This is a genomic window from Kitasatospora sp. CMC57, assembly GCF_045866025.2.
In the GTDB taxonomy this organism is placed as follows: domain Bacteria; phylum Actinomycetota; class Actinomycetes; order Streptomycetales; family Streptomycetaceae; genus Kitasatospora.
In genome coordinates this window covers 6552708-6571288 of the sequence record NZ_AP035881.2, presented here as the reverse complement: position 1 = coordinate 6571288, position 18581 = coordinate 6552708, and the positions used below count along the sequence as shown (strand labels likewise).

Sequence of the window (18581 nt, the reverse complement as noted above, 5' to 3'; positions counted from 1 at the left end):
TCTCGGGCGACCCGGGATCTCAGCCGCAGTGGGTCCAGCCGCTGGTCCAGGACGAGCTCTGGTAGGAACCGCCCCACTGCACACAGGTGTTGGGAGCATGCTTGGTGACAGGCCCCGCGTAGGAGGCGAAGGTTCCCGGGTCGCTGCCGGAGCTGCCGTCCTTGATCGCAAGGGTCGCGTTCATCGGCACCGGGCCGGCCGGGTTGTTGACGATCGTGGTCACGCAGTTGTCACCGGTGGCGCTCTTGTAGAGCAGGTACACGGTGGCGCCGCCGAGGCTGTGTGAGTCGATGACGTTGAACCCGCTGCCGCACACCTGGACCGGGGTGTACGACTTGCCGGCGGGCGGCGGTGAGGTCTGCGGGCTCCCCGGCGTGGGAGTGGCACCGGGCTGGACGACGGGCGGCCGCGCCGACGCCGACGCGCCGGCCGAGGGCGGCGGCTTGGTCACGGAGCCGGCCGGGTGCGAGGTCTCGGCAGAAGCGCTGAGCGAGGCCGAGGGCAAGGCCAAGCTGGGGGCCTGCGCCGGGACTGACTCGGCACCAGGTGACGGGCTGTCCTCGGCCCGCGCGGAGGCGCTGTCCTCCGTTGTCGCGGCCGCCGCCCGCGCAGGCTCGGCCCCCGAGTCGCCGGGGAGCACCATGGCTATCATGCCGCCGATGGCCGCCGTCGCCGCGACACCGGCCGCCACGGCACGGAGCTGTCTGCGGCGCCGCAGCTGCTCGCCGTGCTGCTCCGCCAGGGCCGCCCAGTCGGGCTCCTGCGCCCTGGTCACCACCGGTTCGACGCTCCAGCCCGACCCTGATCCCTGGTTCTCCGTCATGGGCCGAGATAATAGAACACCCGTCAGTTCGCCCTACTCCCGGCCGCTTCGAAGCCTCGGAGGATCCACCGCACCCCGGCGCGTGCCCGACGGAGTGGAAGAACGGCCCGTCGGCCCCGGCAGGCGTCCTCACCCCCGGTTCAGTGCCTCGACCACGGCCGCCGGCAGGCCGAGCAGCCGCAGTACGGCCGGAGCGCCGTCGCCCACCTCCGCCGCCGTCCCGGCGGCCGTACGGAAGCGCAGCTGTGCCGTGGCGTGGTCGCCGCGCAGTTCGGCGACGTGGGCCAGTCCGGCGAGCGCCCGCACCCGGTTGGCCAGGGCCTTGATCCAGCGCGGGTCGATCCGTTCCAGCGCCTCGGAGTACAGCCGTTCCGCCGCGACCAGGTCGCCTCCGGACAGCGCGAGGTCGGCCTGCCCCCGCAGGGCGGCCGCGAGGGCGTCCGCGCTGCCGGCGCCGGTGGCCAGTTCGGCGGCCCGCGCGTAGTCGACGGCGGCCTCCGGACGGCCGTCGGCGGCGTACTGGTCGCCCCGGTTCACCAGGAGGTCGGCGACGTCCTCCAGGGCGCCTAGCTGTTCGGCCAGGGTGAGGGCGCGGTCGGTCAGCGCGACCGCCTCGACCCGGTCACCGCGCCCGGCCGCCAGTCCGGCGCGCATGTCCAGGGCCAGCGCGGCTCCCCAGCGCTCGCCCAGCGCACCGAACTCCTCACCGGCCAGCGTGAAGGCCCGCTCCGCCCCCGGAATGTCGCCCGTCCCGAGGAAGCCGAACCCCGACACGTACCGGGCCACCGCCCGGGCCCACGGCTCGGGGCAGTCACGCTGCGCCGAGACCAGCTCGAACGCGCTCCGCCGCTCCTCGGCCTCCGACTGCCCGGCGCTGCGCAGCATCCACGCCAGCAGCGCGACGGGGTACCGGCCCGCACGCTCACCCGGCCACGCCACGGCCAACGCCCGCTCGGCCGCGAGGCGGTGCTGCTGCCACAGCGGCTGCCCTCCGGTGCCGGACGCCGCGAGCAGCACGCACACCGCGTACTCCTCGCCCAGCCCGGCCGGGGGCCGCTCGCCGATGGTCCGCAGCAGCGCGGCGGCGTGCGGCGCGATCGAGGCGGCCGTACCCCGGATCCACAGGTGGGCCGAGGCCGAGGCCAGCAGCTCCAGGGCGGTCGGCACCTCCTGCGCCGCGACGGCCCACCGCACCGCCGCCGGCAGGTCGTCGTGCACCGCGGAGACCACCGGCAGCCACTCCAGCTGTCGGGCCGTTCGCAGGTGCGGGTCTGCGGTCCTGACCACCCGTCGGACGTAGCGGGCGTGCGCCCGGCCGGCCATGTCCTGCTCACCGGCCGCCGCCAGCTGTTCGGCGGCGAAGGTGCGGATCGTCTCCAGCATCCGGTACCGGCCACGGCCGACCTGGAGGAACGACTTGTCCGCCAGCGACTCCAGCGTCCCGCCGTCGGCGTCGCAGACCTCGGCCGCCACCTCGGCCGACGCACCCCCGACGAAGACGGCGAACCGTCGGGCGGCCTGCCGCTCGGGTTCGGAGAGCAGGTCCCAGCCCCACGCGACCACCGAGCGCAGGGTCCGGTGCCGCTGGTCAGCCGTCCTGGTGCCGCGCGCGGCGATCCCCAGCAGGTCGTCCAACCGTCCCGCCAGGTCGGCGATCTCGAGCGTGCGCAGCCGGGCGGCGGTCAGTTCGATGGCCAGCGGCAGGCCGTCCAGGGCGGCACAGATCCTCCGTACGAGCGCCGGATCGGCGGTGAGGCCGCGCCGCACGGCGGCGGCCCGGTCGGTGAACAGCCGGACCGCCGCGTCCTCGCCGAGCGGGCCGACGTACTGCAGGCTCTCGCCGATGATGCCGAGCGGCTCGCGGCTGGTGGCCAGCACCCGCAGCCGGGGGCAGCTCGCCAGCAGCCGCGCCACCAGCGCGGCGGTCTCCTCGATCAGGTGCTCGCAGTTGTCCAGGACCAGCAGCAGCGCCCGGCCGGACAGCGCGGTGACCAGGCGGTCGAGCGGCGGCCGCGCACTGTCGAGGTGGAGCCCGCCCTCGCGGAGGCCGAGCGCGCTCAGCAGCGCCTGGGGAAGTGCGGTGCCGTCGCGCAGCGGGGCCAGTTCGACGAAGCAGACCTCCTCGGCACCGCCCCGGGGCAGTTCGACGGCCAGCCGGGTCTTGCCGGCGCCGCCGGGGCCGACCACGGTGACAAGGCGGGCCACCCGCAGCAGCTCCACGGTCTCGTTCAGCTCGCTCGCGCGGCCCACGAAGGAGGTCAGCTGCGCCGGCGGTGCGGCCGGGGCCGGGGCCGCCTCCGAGCTGAGCAACTCCCGGTGCAGGGAAATGAGTTCGGCCGAGGGGTCGGCGCCGAGTTCCTCCGCCAGCCGCCGCCTGGTCTGCTCGAACACTACCAGCGCCTCGGCCTGACCGCCCTCGGCGAACAGCGCGCGCATCAACAGCGCCGCCAACTGCTCCCGGAGGGGATGGCGGCCGACGAGTGCGCGCAGCTCCGGTACGGCCGCGCGGTGCTCGCCGAGGCGCAGCGCCGCCTCGAACCGGTCCTCCAGCGCCCCGAGCCGCAGTTCGTCCAGCCGTACCGCTGCCGCCCGGGCCGTCTCACCCTCGGTGATCTCGGCCAGTGCGGGCCCCCGCCACAGGGCGAGCGCCTCGCGCAGCAGCACGACCGCCTGTTCCGCGTCACCGTCCCGCAGCGCGGCGCGGCCCTGACCGGCCAGCCGTTCGAACCGGGAGGTGTCCACGGCCTCCGGCTCGACCACGATCCGGTAGCCCGTCCCGGCCCGCTCGATGGCCGCCGCCTGCCCCAGGGCCGTCCGCAGCCTGGACACCTGGGACTGCACCGCGTGCGCCGACAACTCGCCGCCGGGGTCCACCTCCTCGGCCAGGCGGTCGACGGAGACCACCTCACCGGGGTGGACCAGCAGGAGCGTCAGCAGCGCCCGACGGGCCGGGCCGCCGAGCGGGACCTCGGCCCCGTCGTCGCGCCAGGCCTTGGTCTCACCGAGGATTCCGAACCGCATGCGGCTGATTATCCATCAGATACGATCACGACCGGCCCGATCGCGCCGAGGCAGGTCAGCCCGATCGCGCCGAGGCAGGTCAGCCCGATCGCGCCGAGGCAGGTCAGCCCGATCGCGCCGAGGCAGGTCCCGCGCGGTCACGCCGGCACGATCGGCCCGAGGTAGGTCCCGCCCGACACGTCGACCGTCTGGCCGGTCACCCAGCGCCCCCGCGGGCCCGCCAGGAACCCGACCACGTCGGCGACGTCCTCCGGCTCGCCGAGCCGGCCCAGCGCGGTGATCGACTCCAGTCCGGCGACGATCTCCGGGATCGCGGTGTGACCCGCCGTCAGGTCGGTCCGCACGGCGCCGGGTGCCACCGTGTTCACCGTGATCCCCCGTCGGCCGAGCTCGTTGGCGAGCGAGGGCGCCATCGCCTCCAGCGCGGCCTTGCTGACTGAGTACGCGATCTGCGTGGAGACCGCGAACCGGCTGGCCGTCGACCCCATGTTGATGATCCGGCCACCGTCGTTGAGCAGCGGCAGCGACCGCTTGGTCACGAAGAACGGCGTACTGACGTTGACCGCCAGCAGCGCGGCGAACTCCTCCTCGGTGACCTGCCCGATCGAACTGCCTGACATGATGCCCGCGTTGTTGACCAGGATGTCCAGGCCCTCGGCGCCGTGTGCCTCCAGTCCGGCGGTCAGTCCTTCGAACAGTCGGTCCAGCGCGCCGCTCTCGCCGAACCGGGCCCGGACGGCGAACGCCCGGCCACCTGCGGCCCCGATCCGCGCCACGGTCTCCTCGGCGGCGTCCTGGTTGCCGCCGTAGTGCACGGCGACCAGGGCACCGGCCGCAGCCAGCCGCAGTGCGACCGCCCGTCCGATCCCCCGCGAACCACCGGTCACCAGCGCCGACTTGCCGGTCAGCTCACCCATGGTCGTGCTCCTCTGTCCTGGCCGGCCCTCGGCGGATCCGGCGATGACCCGAGACTGCCGACCACCGCTCACCGCGGGCTCACCAAGGGCTCACACCTGCCCCACGGGCGGCGCCAGACCGGCCGTGCGCGCGGCGAGGCGCGCCTGAACGGTGAAGAGCCGGTCGCGCGCCTCCTGCTCCAGCTTGTCGAAGTGGCCGTACGCCTCCAGGGTGACGAAGCCGTGCACGGTGGCCCAGGCCAGCATCAACGCCTCCTCGGCTTCGGGCACCAGCGGGCTGCCCCGCCGGCCGCGCTCCGCCGTGTCCGTGACCAGGTCGACCATGTGCTCCATCAGCCGCCGGCCCGCCACTGCGGTCGGACCCTCCGGCGGAGCCGCGTAGCCGGGCACCGGGGAGCCGAAGATGAGGGCGAAGCGCTCCGGATTCCGCTGGGCCCAGGTGCGGTAGGCCGTGCAGGTGGCCAGGAAGCGGCCGTCCAGATCGTCCGCCGGCACCGTGTCCTGAGTCGCCGTCAGCGCGTCCGACAGACCGTGGTACGAGTCGGCGACCAGCGCGGTGAGCAGCTCGTCCCGGTCGGCGAAGTACCGGTACAACGCGGGCGCGGTCATCCCCATGCTCCGGGCGATGTCGGTGAAGCGAAGGTTCGCGCTGCCGTGCAGGACGATCAGGCCGAGGGCGGCCTGCTTGATCTCCTCCACGGTGCCGGCCCTCATCCGCTCCCGGCGGCTCGGTCCGCCGCTCACCTCGGTCGGCCCACCGGTCATCGCATCTCCATCGCTCCGTGTGCAGTCACAACGTTGACAAACCGTACCCATCGAGGGAAACGTTACGCCTCATAAGAAGCGTTATGAAGCGTAACGCCTTCCCGGGGCGGAGCGCCTCACCACATACGGAGGACGTCATGGCCCAGGGACCGCACGCCGACCGGCGGGCAGCCACCGGACTACCCGACAGACCCGGCCCGCTCGGCCGAATAGCCGGCTGGAGCTTCCGGAACCGGGGCCGCACGGTGCTGCTCTGGCTGCTCGCCGCCGTCGTGGCCTTCGGACTCTCGGCCGGCCTCAGCGGGAAGTACAGCGCGGACTACAGCGCACCAGGCTCGGACTCCAAGCAGGCCCAGCAGCTGCTGGCGCGGGACTTCCCCGGGCTCGGCGGCGATGCGATCAGCCTGGTGCTCGCCTCCGACGGCAGCGTGACGGACGCCGCGACCCGCACCCAGGTCCAGGGCCTGCTCGCCAAGATGGCCGAGGTGCCGCACGTCAAGGGCATCGACGACCCGTACGGCCCGCGCGGCAGAGTGGCGGCCGACGGCCGCACCGCCCTCGGACAGATCCACCTCGATGTCGCCAACGCCCCCGACATGCCCAAGGCGGACACCCACCGCCTGCTCGACCTCGCCCGCACGGCCGACGGCGGACTGCACGTCCACCTCGGGGGCATGTCGGTCCAGCAGGCCGAGCAGGGCTCGATCGGCTCGGAGGGCATCGGCGTGGCGGCGGCCACGCTGATCCTGGTGCTCACCTTCGGCTCGGTGGTGGCCGCCGGCCTGCCGCTGCTGACCGCGCTCGGCGGGCTCGCCGTCAGCAGCACGCTGCTGCCGGTCCTGGCGGCGGTCATGCCGGTCCCGGACTGGTCGACCTCGCTCGCCGCGATGCTCGGCATCGGCATCGGCATCGACTACGCGCTGCTCCTGGTCACCCGGTTCCGCGAGTGGCGCGCCGAGGGGCTGGCCCCCGAGGCCGCCACGGTCGCCGCCCTGGACACCGCGGGCCGTGCGGTCGTGGTCGCCGGGATGACCGTGGTGGTCAGCATGCTCGGGCTGTTCGCGATGGGCCTGTCGTTCATGCGCGGTGCCGCAGTCGCTGCCATCCTCTCCGTACTGATCGTGATCGCCGCGTCCATCACCCTCTTCCCCGCCCTGCTCGGCTACTTCGGCCGGCACATCGAGCGCCTGCGGCTGCCGCTCCCCCGGCGCCGCACCACCCAGGCGGAGAGCACGGTGCCCACCGGCTGGCTGCGCTGGAGCAGGCTGGTCGAACGCCACCGCGTCCTCGGCGCCGTCACCGGCGTGGTCGTACTGCTGGCGCTGGCGGCACCCTTCCTCGGCGTACGCTTCGGCTTCCCCGACGCGGGGAACGACCCGGCCGGGCGCTCCAACCGGCAGGCGTACGACGCGGTGGCCGCCGGCTTCGGACCGGGCAGCAACGGACCGCTGCTCCTGGTCGCCGAACTGCCGCCGGGCGCCCCCGCCGACCTCGCGTCCACGCTGCCCACCGCGCTGCGGGCGGCACCCGGTGTCGCGGCCGTCACCCCTCCGGTGCCCGCCGCCGACGGCCGTTCGCTGCTGCTGACCGTCGTTCCGGTCAGCGGTCCGCAGAGCACGGCCACCAAGACCCTGGTCCGCGACCTCCGCGACCACGTCATCCCGGCCGCCACCGGCCCCGGGGTCCCGGTGCACGTCGGCGGGGCGACCGCGAGCGCGATCGACAGCACGGACAACATCGCCGGCCGCATCCCGCTGCTCGTCGGCGGCGTGGTCACAGTGTCGATGCTCCTGCTGCTGGTGGCCTTCCGCAGTCTGGCGGTCGCGCTCAAGGCCGCCGTGATGAACCTGCTCTCCGTCGGGGCGGCGTACGGCGTGGTCGCCCTGGTCCTCCAGGGCGGCACGGCCGGGCGGCTGATCGGCATCGACAACCCCACCCCGCTGCCCGCCTTCGTGCCCGTACTGACCTTCGCCGTCCTGTTCGGCCTCTCGATGGACTACGAGGTGTTCCTGGTCAGCCGGATGCGCGAGGCCTGGCTGCGCTCGGGCGACAACGCCGAGTCCATCGTCAGCGGGCTGGCGGGCACCGCCCGGGTGATCACCGCGGCGGCGGCCATCATGGTCGCCGTGTTCGCGGCCTTCGTCCCCTCCCCCGACCTCCCGATCAAGGTGATCGGGGTCGGCATGGGGTCGGCCATCCTGATCGACGCCACGCTGGTCCGGCTGCTGCTGGTACCAGCCGTGATGCACCTGCTCGGGCGCGGCAACTGGTGGCTGCCGGCCTGGCTGGACCGTCGCCTGCCCCAGCTCCACGTCGAGGGGCACACCGAGTTCTACCAGCCGGCGACCGCCGCTACGGCGACCCGCTCGCCGGCGACGGTCGGCTAGCGGTACCGAAGCCGGGTGTGATCCGCAGCCTGCGGATCACACCCGGCTTGCTGCCGCCGGACCGTGATGGGGCGTCACATGTACCAGTGCGTGTCGCCGGTGTTGTCTTCCGGTGATGTCATCGGAATAATTCACGCACATTACAAATCCGGACGGAGAGACGCCCCCATGTTTCGATCCCGCTCCCTCAAGTCCCGCCTCTTGGGCATAGTTGCCGCGGTCGGCCTCGCGGTCGGGCTGAGCCTCCAGGCCGCCCCCCAGGCCACCGCGGCCTCGCTGACGCAGATCACCAACTTCGGCACCAACCCGACCGGTCTGCTCATGCACCTCTACGTGCCGGCCAACGTCAGGGCCAATCCCCCGATCCTGCTGGCCATGCACGGCTGTCAGGGCACCGGCCCCTACATGCACTCGAGTACCGACTTCGCGTCCCTGGCCGACCAGTACGGCTTCCTCGTCATCTACCCCTCGACCAACCCCAGCGGAAGCTGCTGGGACGTCTCCTCCGACCAGGCGCTGACCCGCAACGGCGGCAGCGACCCGGTCGGGCTGATGTCGATGATCACCTACACGGAGCAGCACTACGGCGGCAACGCCAACGCCGTGTACGTGACCGGCGAGTCGTCCGGCGGGATGATGACGAACGTGATGCTCGCCGACTACCCGGACGTGTTCAAGGCGGGCGCGGCGTTCATGGGCGTGCCCTACCGCTGCTTCTACACCGGCTCGGTACGCGGCTGGAACTCGGCCTGCGCACAGGGCCAGGTCTCCAAGACCCCGCAGCAGTGGGGCGGTCTGGTGCGCACCTCGGGCTACCCCGGCTACACCGGTCCGCGTCCGCGCGTGCAGCTGTGGCACGGAACCGCCGACACCATCCTGAACCACAACAACCTCGGCGAAGAGATCAAGCAGTGGACCGACGTCCTCGGCGTGAGCCAGACGCCGACGACCACCGACACCCCCGTGGCCAACTGGACCCGTACGCGCTACAACAACAGCGCCGGCACCCAGGTCGAGGCCTACAGCATGGCCGGGTTCGGCCACCAACTCCCGGTCCAGGGCACCCCGATGGCCGCCTACGCGATCCACTTCATGGGCCTCGACACGACCTCCTCCGGCGGCGGCTCGACCGGCGCCCTGCGCGCGGTGGACGCGGGCAAGTGCCTGACCGACGCCAACACCGCGCTCGGCACCCAGCAGCAGATCTACACCTGCAACGGCGCCGCCAACCAGACCTGGACCCGCACCGCGGCGAACCAACTGACCGTCACCGTGGGCGGCACCACCCTGTGCCTCGACGCCAACGCACACGGCACGACCGCCGGCACCAAAGCGATCGTCTGGTCCTGCAACGGCCAGGCCAACCAGCAGTGGCAGCTGAACTCCAACGGCACCATCACCGGAGTCCAGTCGGGCCTCTGCCTGGACGTGGCCGGCCTGGGCACCACCGACGGCACGCCCGTCCAACTCTGGACGTGCAGCGGCGGCAAGAACCAGCAGTGGAAGCTGGGCTGATCCTTCTGTGCTCCTCGGTGGGGCCGACGAGACACGCCGACCCCACCGAGGAGCAACCACCTTGACGCGACGCCGCAGTGAGCGGCGATCAGGTCCCGATACCAGGCGCCCGACCCGCGCTCGCCGGACACGAACGCTCCTGACAGCACAGCCAGGGCCGAGTGCGGAAGACCGTGTCGCAAGTGCCCCAGCGTGACCAGCACCCGATCGACGAACACCAGACGACGCTTCGGGCCTGCATCGGCCTCGCAGCGGCGATCACCGCCACGCCTCGCGCTGCCTACGCCTGCCGCCGCTCCCACTGCTCCTTGGTGATCTCGTACCGCACACCCCCGTGTTCGGAACCCTCGACCGCCATCATGTCGTCCGGCGTGGCGATGCTCTCCGTGAGCGTCATCCCGAGCTTCTCCATGACGTTGCGGGAAGGGCGGTTCACGGTCATCGTCTCCGCCCAGACCATGCGGATCCCGAGCTCGGCGAACCCCTTCGCCAGCAGCGCCTGCGAGACCTCCGTAGCGTAGCCCCGACCCCAGGCCGCACGGCGCAGGCGGTAGCCGAGTTCGGCCTCCTCCCGAGGGCCGCTGCGGAGCGGCCGCAGGCAGAACCAGCCGACGAACGCGCCGCCGTCCTTCTCGTGCGCGGCGAACAGGCCGAGCTCGTGATCCCAGCGCTCGTAGCCGGCGAGGATGCTGGGGATGGCGAGGTCGCGGATCTCCTCCGGAGGAGTCGGAGCGCCGCCGGTCAGGTAGCGCATCACCGCCGAGTCGCTGTCCAGCTCGACCAGCAGATCCGTGTCGGCGGCGGCGAAAGGGCGCAGGGTCAGGCGCTCGGACTCGAGGTAGGTGGTCACGTGGGGATCATGGCCGAGGCGGATCTGACGGTCCAACCGTTTTCGGACCGCGTCCGTCACCGGTGGGGTGCGGGAGGAGCGGCATGGCAGGGCCGCCTTCACGTCATGGCCGACCCGCCGCTGTCGCTGCCCGAGTTCAGCAGCCGGAACGCGGGATCGATCCCGACCACTGATGCTCCAACAGAGCCCCGGCTCTGGCTGCTCGATCCCCGGACGCGGCAGGTGCAGCGCCGGGGGCGATCCTCAGTCAGCCGCCCCGGTGCGCGGCTGCGGACGGCGACGTGGAGCCGGTCCGCTGCCGCGGGGTCACGGCAGCGGGTGGCCGGCCACGGCACGGGCGTAGGAGCGCAGGGCACCACGCACATCACCGACGGACTCCCGCAGGGCAACGCGGCGATACGGTTCGCACGCCCGGGCGCTCCAGGGGGACGCACAGCGGACCCTCGCCGGTCGATCGGGCCTGTACGGATCCAGCCGTGGCGGTCGTTTGGTGCGGCCGGAGTCTCCGTCTCCTGTCTGTCGGGCGATGCCGATCCGGGTCGCCGTCCCCGGGCTACCTCGCTTGCCGAGCCCGATGGGCCGCGATCAGCTGGCGATACCAGGCGTACGAGGCCTTCGGGGTACGGCGCTGCGTGGTGAAGTCGACGTGCACGAGGCCGAATCTCTGAGTCAACCCTTCGGCCCACTCGAAGTTGTCCAGCAGTGACCAGGTGAAGTAGCCCCGTACGTCGACCCCCTCCGCCACCGCCGCCTCGACCGCGCGGAGGTGGCCGTCCAGGTAGGCGATCCGCTCCTGGTCGTCCAGCTCCTCGCCGTAGGAGCAGCCGTTCTCGGTGACGGTGACGGGCGGCAGGGCGGCGCCGTAGCGGGTTCGCAGCCCGGTGAGGAGTTCGCGCAGTCCGTCCGGGACGACCGGCCAGCCGAAGGCGGTGCGGGGAACGTCCTCGATCGGGGCTTCGGCGAAGGGGAGGCCGGGGTCGGTGGGCGCGGCGATGCGGGTGGGGTTGTAGTAGTTGACGCCGAGTCCGTCGAGACCGGGGCCGGCGATGAGCTTGAGGTCGCCGGGGCGTACCGCACCGCCGAGGTCCTCGCTGACGCCGAAGGCGGAGAGGTCGGGGTAGCGGCCCAGGAGCAGGGGATCCGTGAAGAGGCGGTTGTGGAGGGCGTCGTACGCCTCGGCGGCGGCGAGGTCGGCGGGCGCGTCGGAGGCAGCCCGCACCGGCGTGAGGTTGTTGGCGATCAGCACCTCCAGTCCGCGCTCGCGCATCAGCGCGGCTGCCAGCCCGTGGCCCAGCAGTTGGTGGTGCGCGGCGGGCAGCGCGTCGAGCATCAGGGCCCGGCCGGGCGCGTGGATGCCGAGCGCGTAGCCGTAAACCATATGCACGAAGGGCTCGTTGAGCGTGATCCAGGCGGGTACGCGGTCGCCGAGCCGGTCGACGACGGCGGCCGTGTACTCGGCGAACCGGTACGCGGTGTCGCGGTCCAGCCAGCCGCCGGTCTCCTCCAGGGCCTGCGGAAGGTCCCAGTGGAAGAGCGTCGGCAGCGGGGTGATGCCGGCCTCCAACAGCGCGTCCACCAGGCGGTCGTAGAAGGCGAGCCCCTCCTGGTTGACCGGGCCGGCCCCGGTCGGCTGGATGCGCGGCCAGGCGATCGAGAACCGGTAGCCGTCCAGGCCGAGGCCGCGCATCAGAGCGACGTCCTCGGGCCAGCGGTGGTAGTGGTCGCAGGCCACCGCCCCGGTCTGCCCGTCCCGAACGGCGCCGGGGCGGGCGGCGAAGACATCCCAGATGGACGGGCCGCGTCCGCCCTCCTCCACGGCGCCTTCGATCTGGTAGGCGGCGGTGGAGGCTCCCCAGCGGAAGCCCGCCGGTAGGTCGAGTCGCTTCGGCACAGCCTGACTCCCTGCTCGATGACGATGGACGAGAACACATAAACATGAGCGATGCTCATATTAGTGCGCCGCCACCGAAACACCAGACGCAGTCCCCAGGCTCACCAGCCGCAAGCCTTCCTCGCCTGCGGAGCCGACACCCGAAGGCCAGGAGAGGCGGATCGCATGTCCGCTCGGGTGATGGCTCGTTGGACACGACCAACGCCGGCCCGCAGCATGGCCGAGCCGATGGGGAAAGCCGAGCCGGCCTGTGCTTCAGCCGGTTGAAGCATCGTTCGACCACGTTGCGGAGACGGTACATCTTCCGGTCGAAACCGGGTGGCCGGCCGCCTTGCGCGCCCCGGTCGAGGCGGCCGAGGGCTTGGTCGACGCGTTCGGGGATCGTGTGCGCGATGCCGCGCCGTCGCAGACAGGCGTCTTTTGGGAGCTGTAGCCCTTGTGGCGATGACGTGGTCGGGCCGGTGTCGCTCGGACCGGCTGCTGCGGCTCTACAGCCCGGTTTCCTGTCGGTGGGTTCCAGCCGTCAGCGCCCAGATGATGAAGATGTCGATGGCGATCATGACGATGGCCCAGAACGGGTAGTAGGGCAACCACAGGAAATTGGTGATCATGTTCAGCCCTGCGGCGATCACACCGAGGATCCGTGCCCACATCGCACCGGTGAAGAGCAGGAAACCCGCCACCACGATCACGATGCCGAGAATGAGGTGCAGCCAGCCCCAGCCGGTGACGTCGAACTTGTAGACGTAGTTCCCGGTGATGACGTAACGCTCGTCGTTGACGATGGCGCCGATGCCCTCGAAGATGGCCATCGTTCCGCCGAAGATCATCATGCAGGCCGCGAAGACGGTCCAGCCGGTGGCGAAGTGCTTCCGGCTGACGGGAGCACCCGCGGGCGCTCCGCTGACGTTGCTGGCCATGTTCGGCTCCTCGGGAGTTGAACTGTTACCCGTACCCGCGGGATGCGGGGAACGACCCCCTTCACCAACGTCCCACGACCTCCGCAAGGCTGCTACTCACACCTGTCAGCGGCTCCGCACGCCCCGGCCCAGGAGGCAATGGGCAGCCGCAACCGGTCACTTGCTGTCAGACAGGGCCCTGGACCGTCCACTCGGGCGGCCACTGACCGTGCGACCAGCTCGGCAGGTGCCTACGTCGGACCGCAGCGCAGACCGCGCCCACACCAAGGGAGACGACAGATGCCACCACCTCCGAGACGCCCGTTCTCGACACCCTCATCGCCATGACAGACAGCCGACTCGCTCGAACGGTGCGGTCTGGCTCCGGACATCCTGGTCCTCACGCGGATCGCCGCGCTGGCGGCGATGGACGCACCAGCGGTCGACGACGCAGGAGCACATGACCGCTGCTCAACTGCAGGACGTCCTGGTGGCGATCGCGCCGATCGTAGCCTCTACGACCTGCTCGGCATCGAGTCGCCCGAGGTCATCAAGGGACATCCGCAGAGCCCGCTCGAGGGCGAGAGCCTCGCCTCCTCGCTCACCGACCCCGCCGCCCCCGGCAGCAGACCCAGTTCTACGCGATGCTCGGGCAGCGCTCGATCCAGCACGACGGCTGGGCACGATCGAAGCCTCGGTGCGGCTGGACCTGCCGATCTGCTGCAGGGTTGCCCAAACACACTGAACGTAGCGGGTCGACGCGGCGCCGGGGGCGGAGGCGGAACGGCGCGACCGACCATGCCTTTCGGCACGTTCCGGCTGGGTCCAATGACCCCACTGAAGTGCTCCGAGGTGCACTGGTGGCCGACAGCGGGCCACACAGAGGATGGAGGTGAAAGTGAGGCGCTCTCCACCTGCGCCGACTGGCCGAGGACAGTGATAACGATGGACGAGATCAGCCGAGCAGAGTGGTTTGCCATAGGCGTGAGCGGCTCGGCGTTGGCTGGAGCCGCCCACGCCGTGGCCGGAGCGGCACACATCGCCAGGGCGGCGGTGAGGCCGGCAGCCGAGCCGAGTGGCGACGGCGACCCGGGTATCGAGGTGAACAGCGGGCCCGGAGGTTGGATCCTCTTCAGCGCCCTCGTCCTGGCGAGCGGGGCCATCTACCGCCTCGTCGCCGACACCGGAGAGATGGTGAAGGAGATCCTCAACGTCACGGCCCGGCCCACCACCTGAGGCAGGCGGGCGCAGAGAACGAGGACCAGGTCCCGGGATGTCGACGAGCACCGCCGCAGGACGCCTCATCGCCACCTGCAACCCGCTGGGACGACGGGCTGCGGGCGACGAGTCGGCGCCCCGAATCAGGGGCCGTGGTGAGAGGCTGGGGCTGTGGAGGATCCCCCCGTCGACGCCCCGGCGTCCGCGCTGTCCCGCTTCGTGCTACGCGCGGCCCTGGCCGACCCCGGCCACCTGCCCGAACTCCTGGCCAACTTCGCCGTCCACCATCTCGGGCAGCGCGCCGCCACCGCGGTCGCCCGCGCACGCGAAGAGCACCCCGGGGCCGGTGACGCCGAACTGTCCGCAATGGTGATCACCCGGGGGCGCCGGGTCAGCGAGAGCGAGGGCGCGTGCGTGGGCGGCCCGTTCACGGTCCTCGTCCCGTTCGCGTTCTGCACCGCGCTGCTCACCCAGAGCCGAATGATGCTGGAACTCGCAGCGGTGACAGGGCGGGAGCCCACCGAAGGCGCGCGGGCGGCGGAGCTGCTGGTGATCCAGGGCGTGTATGGGGATGAGGAGGAGGCCGCCGCCGCACTGGAGGCCGCCGCCGCGGCGCGGCCCGACGCTCCTCCCGGCCGTATCACCGCCCTGTGGCGGGTCGTGAAGCGGATGGCCCATCTGCTCGGCGTGGTGACGCCCGAGGGGCGCCCGGTGTCGACCGCCGTCCGCGTCGGGCAGTGGGTCCTGCTCGGTGGGGTGTTTCTGATCGGCCTGATCGCCCCGCTGGTCTGGCTGCCCTACCTCGGCTACTCCTACCACCGGGCGGGCCAGGAGCTCGGGGAGCGGGCCTGGGCGTACTACCGGGGCGAGGCCACCGCCTGGCCGTCTCGGCCGACCCGGCCGACCCGGGCCGGCCGGGCCCGGCCCGCACAGGTCGCCGGCACCCTCAGGACGCTGCTCTCACTGCTGGTGCCGATCGGCGCGGTGGTCCTCGTGGTCGCCACCGGCGCCAAGCTCGCGGGCGGCCGGTACCCGCTGCTCGCGATCGTGCTGGTCACCTCGTCGACCGCGGTCGGCACGATCTGGTACCTACGGCGCCGGCGCGGGTCGACGGACTGACCCGCTGCCCGGTCTGTCGCGATCGAACCTCCCGTTCCCTGCCTCCGTCGGGGCAGCCGACGGGATCAAGACCAGCGCCCTGTCCACGTCCTCCGGCCTGCCCGGCCCGATGCTCGACGTCGTCCTGGTACCCACCCTGCTCACCACCGTCGGCATCGGCTCCCTCATCATCACCGGCCTCGACTCCTGGACCGGCCTGGGCGCCCGCCTCGTGACGCGACGGGTCCACGGCCCGCTTCCGGGCCGTCAGCCCGAGGAATCCGGTCCGCCGGTACCGCCGTCGGTGCCCGCAACGCCGGGAGGCGGGACGACGCCGGAGAAGGCAGGCCGGCTGCGCCGGTCGAGTCCTACGTTGACGGCACCCAGAATCACGCGTGCGGCGATGCCGACGAACACCAGGTCCCCGAGCATCTGCAGAACGACCAGCACCCGGGCCACCTCCTCCGTGGGAACAATGTCGCCGAAGCCCACGGTGGAGAACACCGTCACCGTGAAGTACACGGCATCCACCCGCGTCAGCGGCTGAGTGAACGATCCGGACTCGCTCCGCGCCATGAGGTAATAGGCGGCCGCGAACAGAAGAATGAACAGCGGAACGCTCGTGGCCAACGCCTCGATCCCTTTGAGCCGCGGGTACGGAGATCGAACGATCGACCGCGTCTGCCACACGACGAGAGCGCACACCACAACCAGTCCGCCAAGGAGACCGACCGCCGTCGCGACCCCGAAAGACTGGTCCAGCGGCAGCAGGAAGTACGCCACCACCAGAACGGCCGCAGTCAGCAACGACCGCGTCAGAGCCCACAGCAGAACAACGCGGCGCCCGCGTCCGGTCCCCTCGGACCGCGACGGTCCCCTCACCCCCGTCCCCATCAGCCACCGGTCCACAGCAACAGCCCGTCGATCCTCATGAAAGCCAGCATGCGGACTCCGGCCCGCTTTACCCCAACCACGGGCCGGTGTGTCCCCGCCCATTCCACCAGCCAGTCGGCATCCTTGCTCGACCTCCGGCACACGACCGGCCACAGCATTGCTATAGGACACGTGGCCCCCCAGAAAGCCTCACCCCAGCGCCTGAGTCGGCTCACCAGGTCGCAGTGGACCATCGAGAACCCCGGCTCCACTTCATCCGCCACCCGTGCTGTTGCCTTGGATCACGGAAAGAGGCTGGCATCGATGCCGAGCGGTCGTGCAGCTGCAGCTCCGAATAGCGCGGACCGACCGTCAGGACGCCGAGCATTATGCGGCCGAGGCACTCGCCGCCGCGGTCGACATCGCCCCGACCCTGCTGGAGATGGTCGGCGTCCACCCGTCCGATACCGCCACCCGCCACCCGCGCTCAAGGGCCCGCTCCCTCACCGGCGTGCTTCGACGGCGGCACCATCCGCGACGGCTTGCTCACCGCCGTGGAATCCGTCCTGGCCCTGGACGCCGGCTTCTGGTTCGAGTTCGCCGACCCGGAGGCACCCCAGCGGGTCCAGGCCGGACAGCTGCGCCCCGACTGGAACAAGCGCGGCTTCCTCGTCGCCCGGTACCGCACCCTCCTGGAGAACCTCATCACCGCCGAGATCGGCACCGACACCCGAGCCTGGGTCACCGAACGCCCCCGCCTCCTCGGCTGGCCCACCTGACACGGCGAGACCGACCAGCCCGCAGCCGCGGCCGCAGCCCGCGCCTGACCCGACCGACAGGTGGCGCGGCTGCCGGACTCCCACCACCGCACCACCCCAGGTTCGCCCGGAAGCGACGGTTTCACCCTGTTCGGGTGGTGCGCCGCACGCCGTCGCGGCTCCACGGTGGAGTTCCGAGCTTCGCGTCCGAAACCGAGATGGGAGATCGACGATGGACCTCGCACTGCAGGACCTGGCCGTGGACTATCCGCTGCTCAACGCGTTCTGGACGATGTGCCTCCTCTTCCTCTGGATTCTCTGGTTCATGCTGCTCTTCCGGGTCATCTCCGACATCTTCCGCGACGACTCCCTGAGCGGCTGGGGCAAGACCGGCTGGCTGGTCTTCGCGTGTGTCCTGCCGTTCCTCGGTGTCTTCGTCTACGTGGTCGCCCGAGGCCGTGGAATGGGAGAGCGCGACGTGCGGCAGGCCCGAAAGCGCGACGAGGAGTTCCGCTCCTACGTCCGGGAGGCCGCGGCCCCCAACACCAGTGACGACCTCGCCCAGCTTGCCGACCTCAAGGCACAGGGCCACCTCACAAACGACGAGTACGAGCAGGCCAAGGCCAAGATTCTGGCCTGAGGACGCTCGGGGATGGAGCTGCTCCATGGATATCGGCCCGGTCGAATACGTCGTCATCGCCTTCCCCGGCAACCGGTTCAAGGGTGAGATCGCGCCGGAGCTGCGGCGACTCGTGGATAACGGCACAGTCCGGATTCTCGACCTCACCTTCGTCAAGAAGGACGCGAACGGCACCGTCAGTCACGTCGAGTTGCAGGCCCTGGACCCCGACGAGGCGTCGGTCTTCGAGGAGGTCGAAGGCGAGGTCGGAGGGCTCTTCAGCGCGGAGGACCTGGACCTGATCGCCCAGGAACTCGACCCGGACTCCTCAGCCGCCGTGATCGCGTGGGAGAACACCTGGGCGGCCCACATCACCGGTGCGATCCAGCGGGCGGGCGGCCTGTTGGTGGCTCATGAGCGGGTACCGGCACCGGTCGTGGCGATGGCACTGGAGGCCGCCGTCACGGCATGACACGCATTCACGAGATCCCCTGAACCACGTGATCGATGGGAGAAGGAAGCATGTTGGGTCGTCCGTTGGTCCGAGCCGGTCGTCCAGGTCTGGTCGGCACGGCAGCCCGTACTGCGGTGGTCGCGGGCACCGCAACAGCTGTCTCAGGACGCGTCGCCAGGCGCCAGGCCGAGAGGGCGGCCGCCGATCAGGCGGTTGCGGCCCCGCCCCCGGTGCAGCCCGCAGCACCGGCGCCACCGAGCGCCCCGGACGAAGACACCATCGGCAAGCTGGAGCGGCTGGCTCACCTCCGTGACCAGGGAGCACTCTCCGAGGACGAGTTCGCCGCAGCCAAGGCGCACCTACTGAATCTGTGAACCGACCGGTCACAGGGTGGTCGACGCTCCACCCAGACGCGGCACCGCCTCACTCTCCGAGGCGGTGCCGCGACGTTCCGCCACCGAAACGACCCGGCCGGTTGCGGCACTCGACCGAT

At 71.4% G+C, this 18581-nt stretch carries 16 protein-coding genes and 1 pseudogene; 8 read left to right on the top strand and 9 right to left on the bottom strand.

Translation table 11 applies throughout. The annotated features are described in order from the left end of the window. Positions 1–19: 19 nt before the first annotated feature. The 4 genes from ACKUU6_RS29580 to ACKUU6_RS29565 form a co-directional block, all read right to left on the bottom strand. Positions 20–823 carry a hypothetical protein gene (locus ACKUU6_RS29580; RefSeq protein ID WP_407991619.1) on the bottom strand — a complete coding sequence of 268 codons (804 nt, stop codon included), beginning with the start codon at positions 821–823 and terminating at the stop codon, positions 20–22. A 129-nt stretch (positions 824–952) separates the two neighbouring features. Next, positions 953–3844, bottom strand: coding sequence for a BTAD domain-containing putative transcriptional regulator (locus ACKUU6_RS29575; protein ID WP_407991618.1), 2892 nt, complete (start codon positions 3842–3844; stop codon positions 953–955). Positions 3845–3981: 137 nt separating this feature from the next. Further along, positions 3982–4761, bottom strand: coding sequence for an SDR family oxidoreductase (locus tag ACKUU6_RS29570; protein WP_407991617.1), 780 nt, complete (start codon positions 4759–4761; stop codon positions 3982–3984). A 90-nt stretch (positions 4762–4851) separates the two neighbouring features. Continuing rightward, positions 4852–5526 (bottom strand): TetR/AcrR family transcriptional regulator, encoded by a 675-nt coding sequence (locus ACKUU6_RS29565; protein ID WP_407991616.1) that lies wholly within the window; start codon positions 5524–5526, stop codon positions 4852–4854. A gap of 137 nt (positions 5527–5663) precedes the next feature. On the opposite strand from ACKUU6_RS29565, the gene ACKUU6_RS29560 reads away from it, so the two are divergent. Further along, entirely contained in the window at positions 5664–7913 is a 2250-nt protein-coding gene (locus ACKUU6_RS29560; RefSeq protein WP_407991615.1) for an MMPL family transporter, read from the top strand. 168 nt (positions 7914–8081) lie between these two features. Further along, positions 8082–9428: a PHB depolymerase family esterase gene (locus ACKUU6_RS29555; RefSeq protein ID WP_407991614.1), complete on the top strand. Its 1347-nt coding sequence runs from the start codon at positions 8082–8084 to the stop codon at positions 9426–9428. Positions 9429–9708: 280 nt separating this feature from the next. Here the strand turns inward: ACKUU6_RS29555 and ACKUU6_RS29550 are convergent, their stop codons facing one another. The 4 genes and pseudogenes from ACKUU6_RS29550 to ACKUU6_RS29535 form a co-directional block, all read right to left on the bottom strand. Further along, the gene (locus ACKUU6_RS29550; RefSeq protein ID WP_407991613.1) at positions 9709–10278 is read right to left on the bottom strand and encodes a GNAT family N-acetyltransferase; all 570 of its coding nucleotides are present in this window, start codon (positions 10276–10278) and stop codon (positions 9709–9711) included. Between the two features lie 553 nt (positions 10279–10831). Continuing rightward, complete coding sequence (locus ACKUU6_RS29545) at positions 10832–12169, bottom strand: GH1 family beta-glucosidase (protein ID WP_407991612.1); 1338 nt, start codon at positions 12167–12169, stop codon at positions 10832–10834. Between the two features lie 253 nt (positions 12170–12422). Further along, a pseudogene (locus tag ACKUU6_RS29540) lies at positions 12423–12636 on the bottom strand (IS5/IS1182 family transposase); the annotation flags it as partial. Positions 12637–12657: 21 nt separating this feature from the next. Then, positions 12658–13089 carry a hypothetical protein gene (locus ACKUU6_RS29535; protein ID WP_407991544.1) on the bottom strand — a complete coding sequence of 144 codons (432 nt, stop codon included), beginning with the start codon at positions 13087–13089 and terminating at the stop codon, positions 12658–12660. 924 nt (positions 13090–14013) lie between these two features. On the opposite strand from ACKUU6_RS29535, the gene ACKUU6_RS29530 reads away from it, so the two are divergent. Continuing rightward, positions 14014–14304, top strand: a complete 291-nt coding sequence (locus ACKUU6_RS29530) for a hypothetical protein (RefSeq protein ID WP_407991611.1) — start codon at positions 14014–14016, stop codon at positions 14302–14304. Between the two features lie 153 nt (positions 14305–14457). Then, on the top strand, positions 14458–15405 hold the full coding sequence (locus ACKUU6_RS29525) for a hypothetical protein (RefSeq protein WP_407991610.1): 948 nt from the start codon (positions 14458–14460) through the stop codon (positions 15403–15405). A gap of 246 nt (positions 15406–15651) precedes the next feature. Here the strand turns inward: ACKUU6_RS29525 and ACKUU6_RS29520 are convergent, their stop codons facing one another. After that, positions 15652–16167: a potassium channel family protein gene (locus tag ACKUU6_RS29520; protein ID WP_407991609.1), complete on the bottom strand. Its 516-nt coding sequence runs from the start codon at positions 16165–16167 to the stop codon at positions 15652–15654. Positions 16168–16799: 632 nt separating this feature from the next. Here ACKUU6_RS29520 and ACKUU6_RS29515 point away from each other — a divergent pair. The 4 genes from ACKUU6_RS29515 to ACKUU6_RS29500 all read left to right on the top strand — a co-directional run bounded on the left by ACKUU6_RS29515 (position 16800) and on the right by ACKUU6_RS29500 (position 18462). Continuing rightward, entirely contained in the window at positions 16800–17036 is a 237-nt protein-coding gene (locus ACKUU6_RS29515) for a hypothetical protein (protein ID WP_407991608.1), read from the top strand. A gap of 211 nt (positions 17037–17247) precedes the next feature. Continuing rightward, positions 17248–17655 carry an SHOCT domain-containing protein gene (locus tag ACKUU6_RS29510; protein ID WP_407991607.1) on the top strand — a complete coding sequence of 136 codons (408 nt, stop codon included), beginning with the start codon at positions 17248–17250 and terminating at the stop codon, positions 17653–17655. Positions 17656–17680: 25 nt separating this feature from the next. Then, positions 17681–18106: a DUF6325 family protein gene (locus ACKUU6_RS29505; RefSeq protein WP_407991606.1), complete on the top strand. Its 426-nt coding sequence runs from the start codon at positions 17681–17683 to the stop codon at positions 18104–18106. Positions 18107–18156: 50 nt separating this feature from the next. Continuing rightward, positions 18157–18462: an SHOCT domain-containing protein gene (locus ACKUU6_RS29500; RefSeq protein ID WP_407991605.1), complete on the top strand. Its 306-nt coding sequence runs from the start codon at positions 18157–18159 to the stop codon at positions 18460–18462. Positions 18463–18581: the final 119 nt, after the last annotated feature.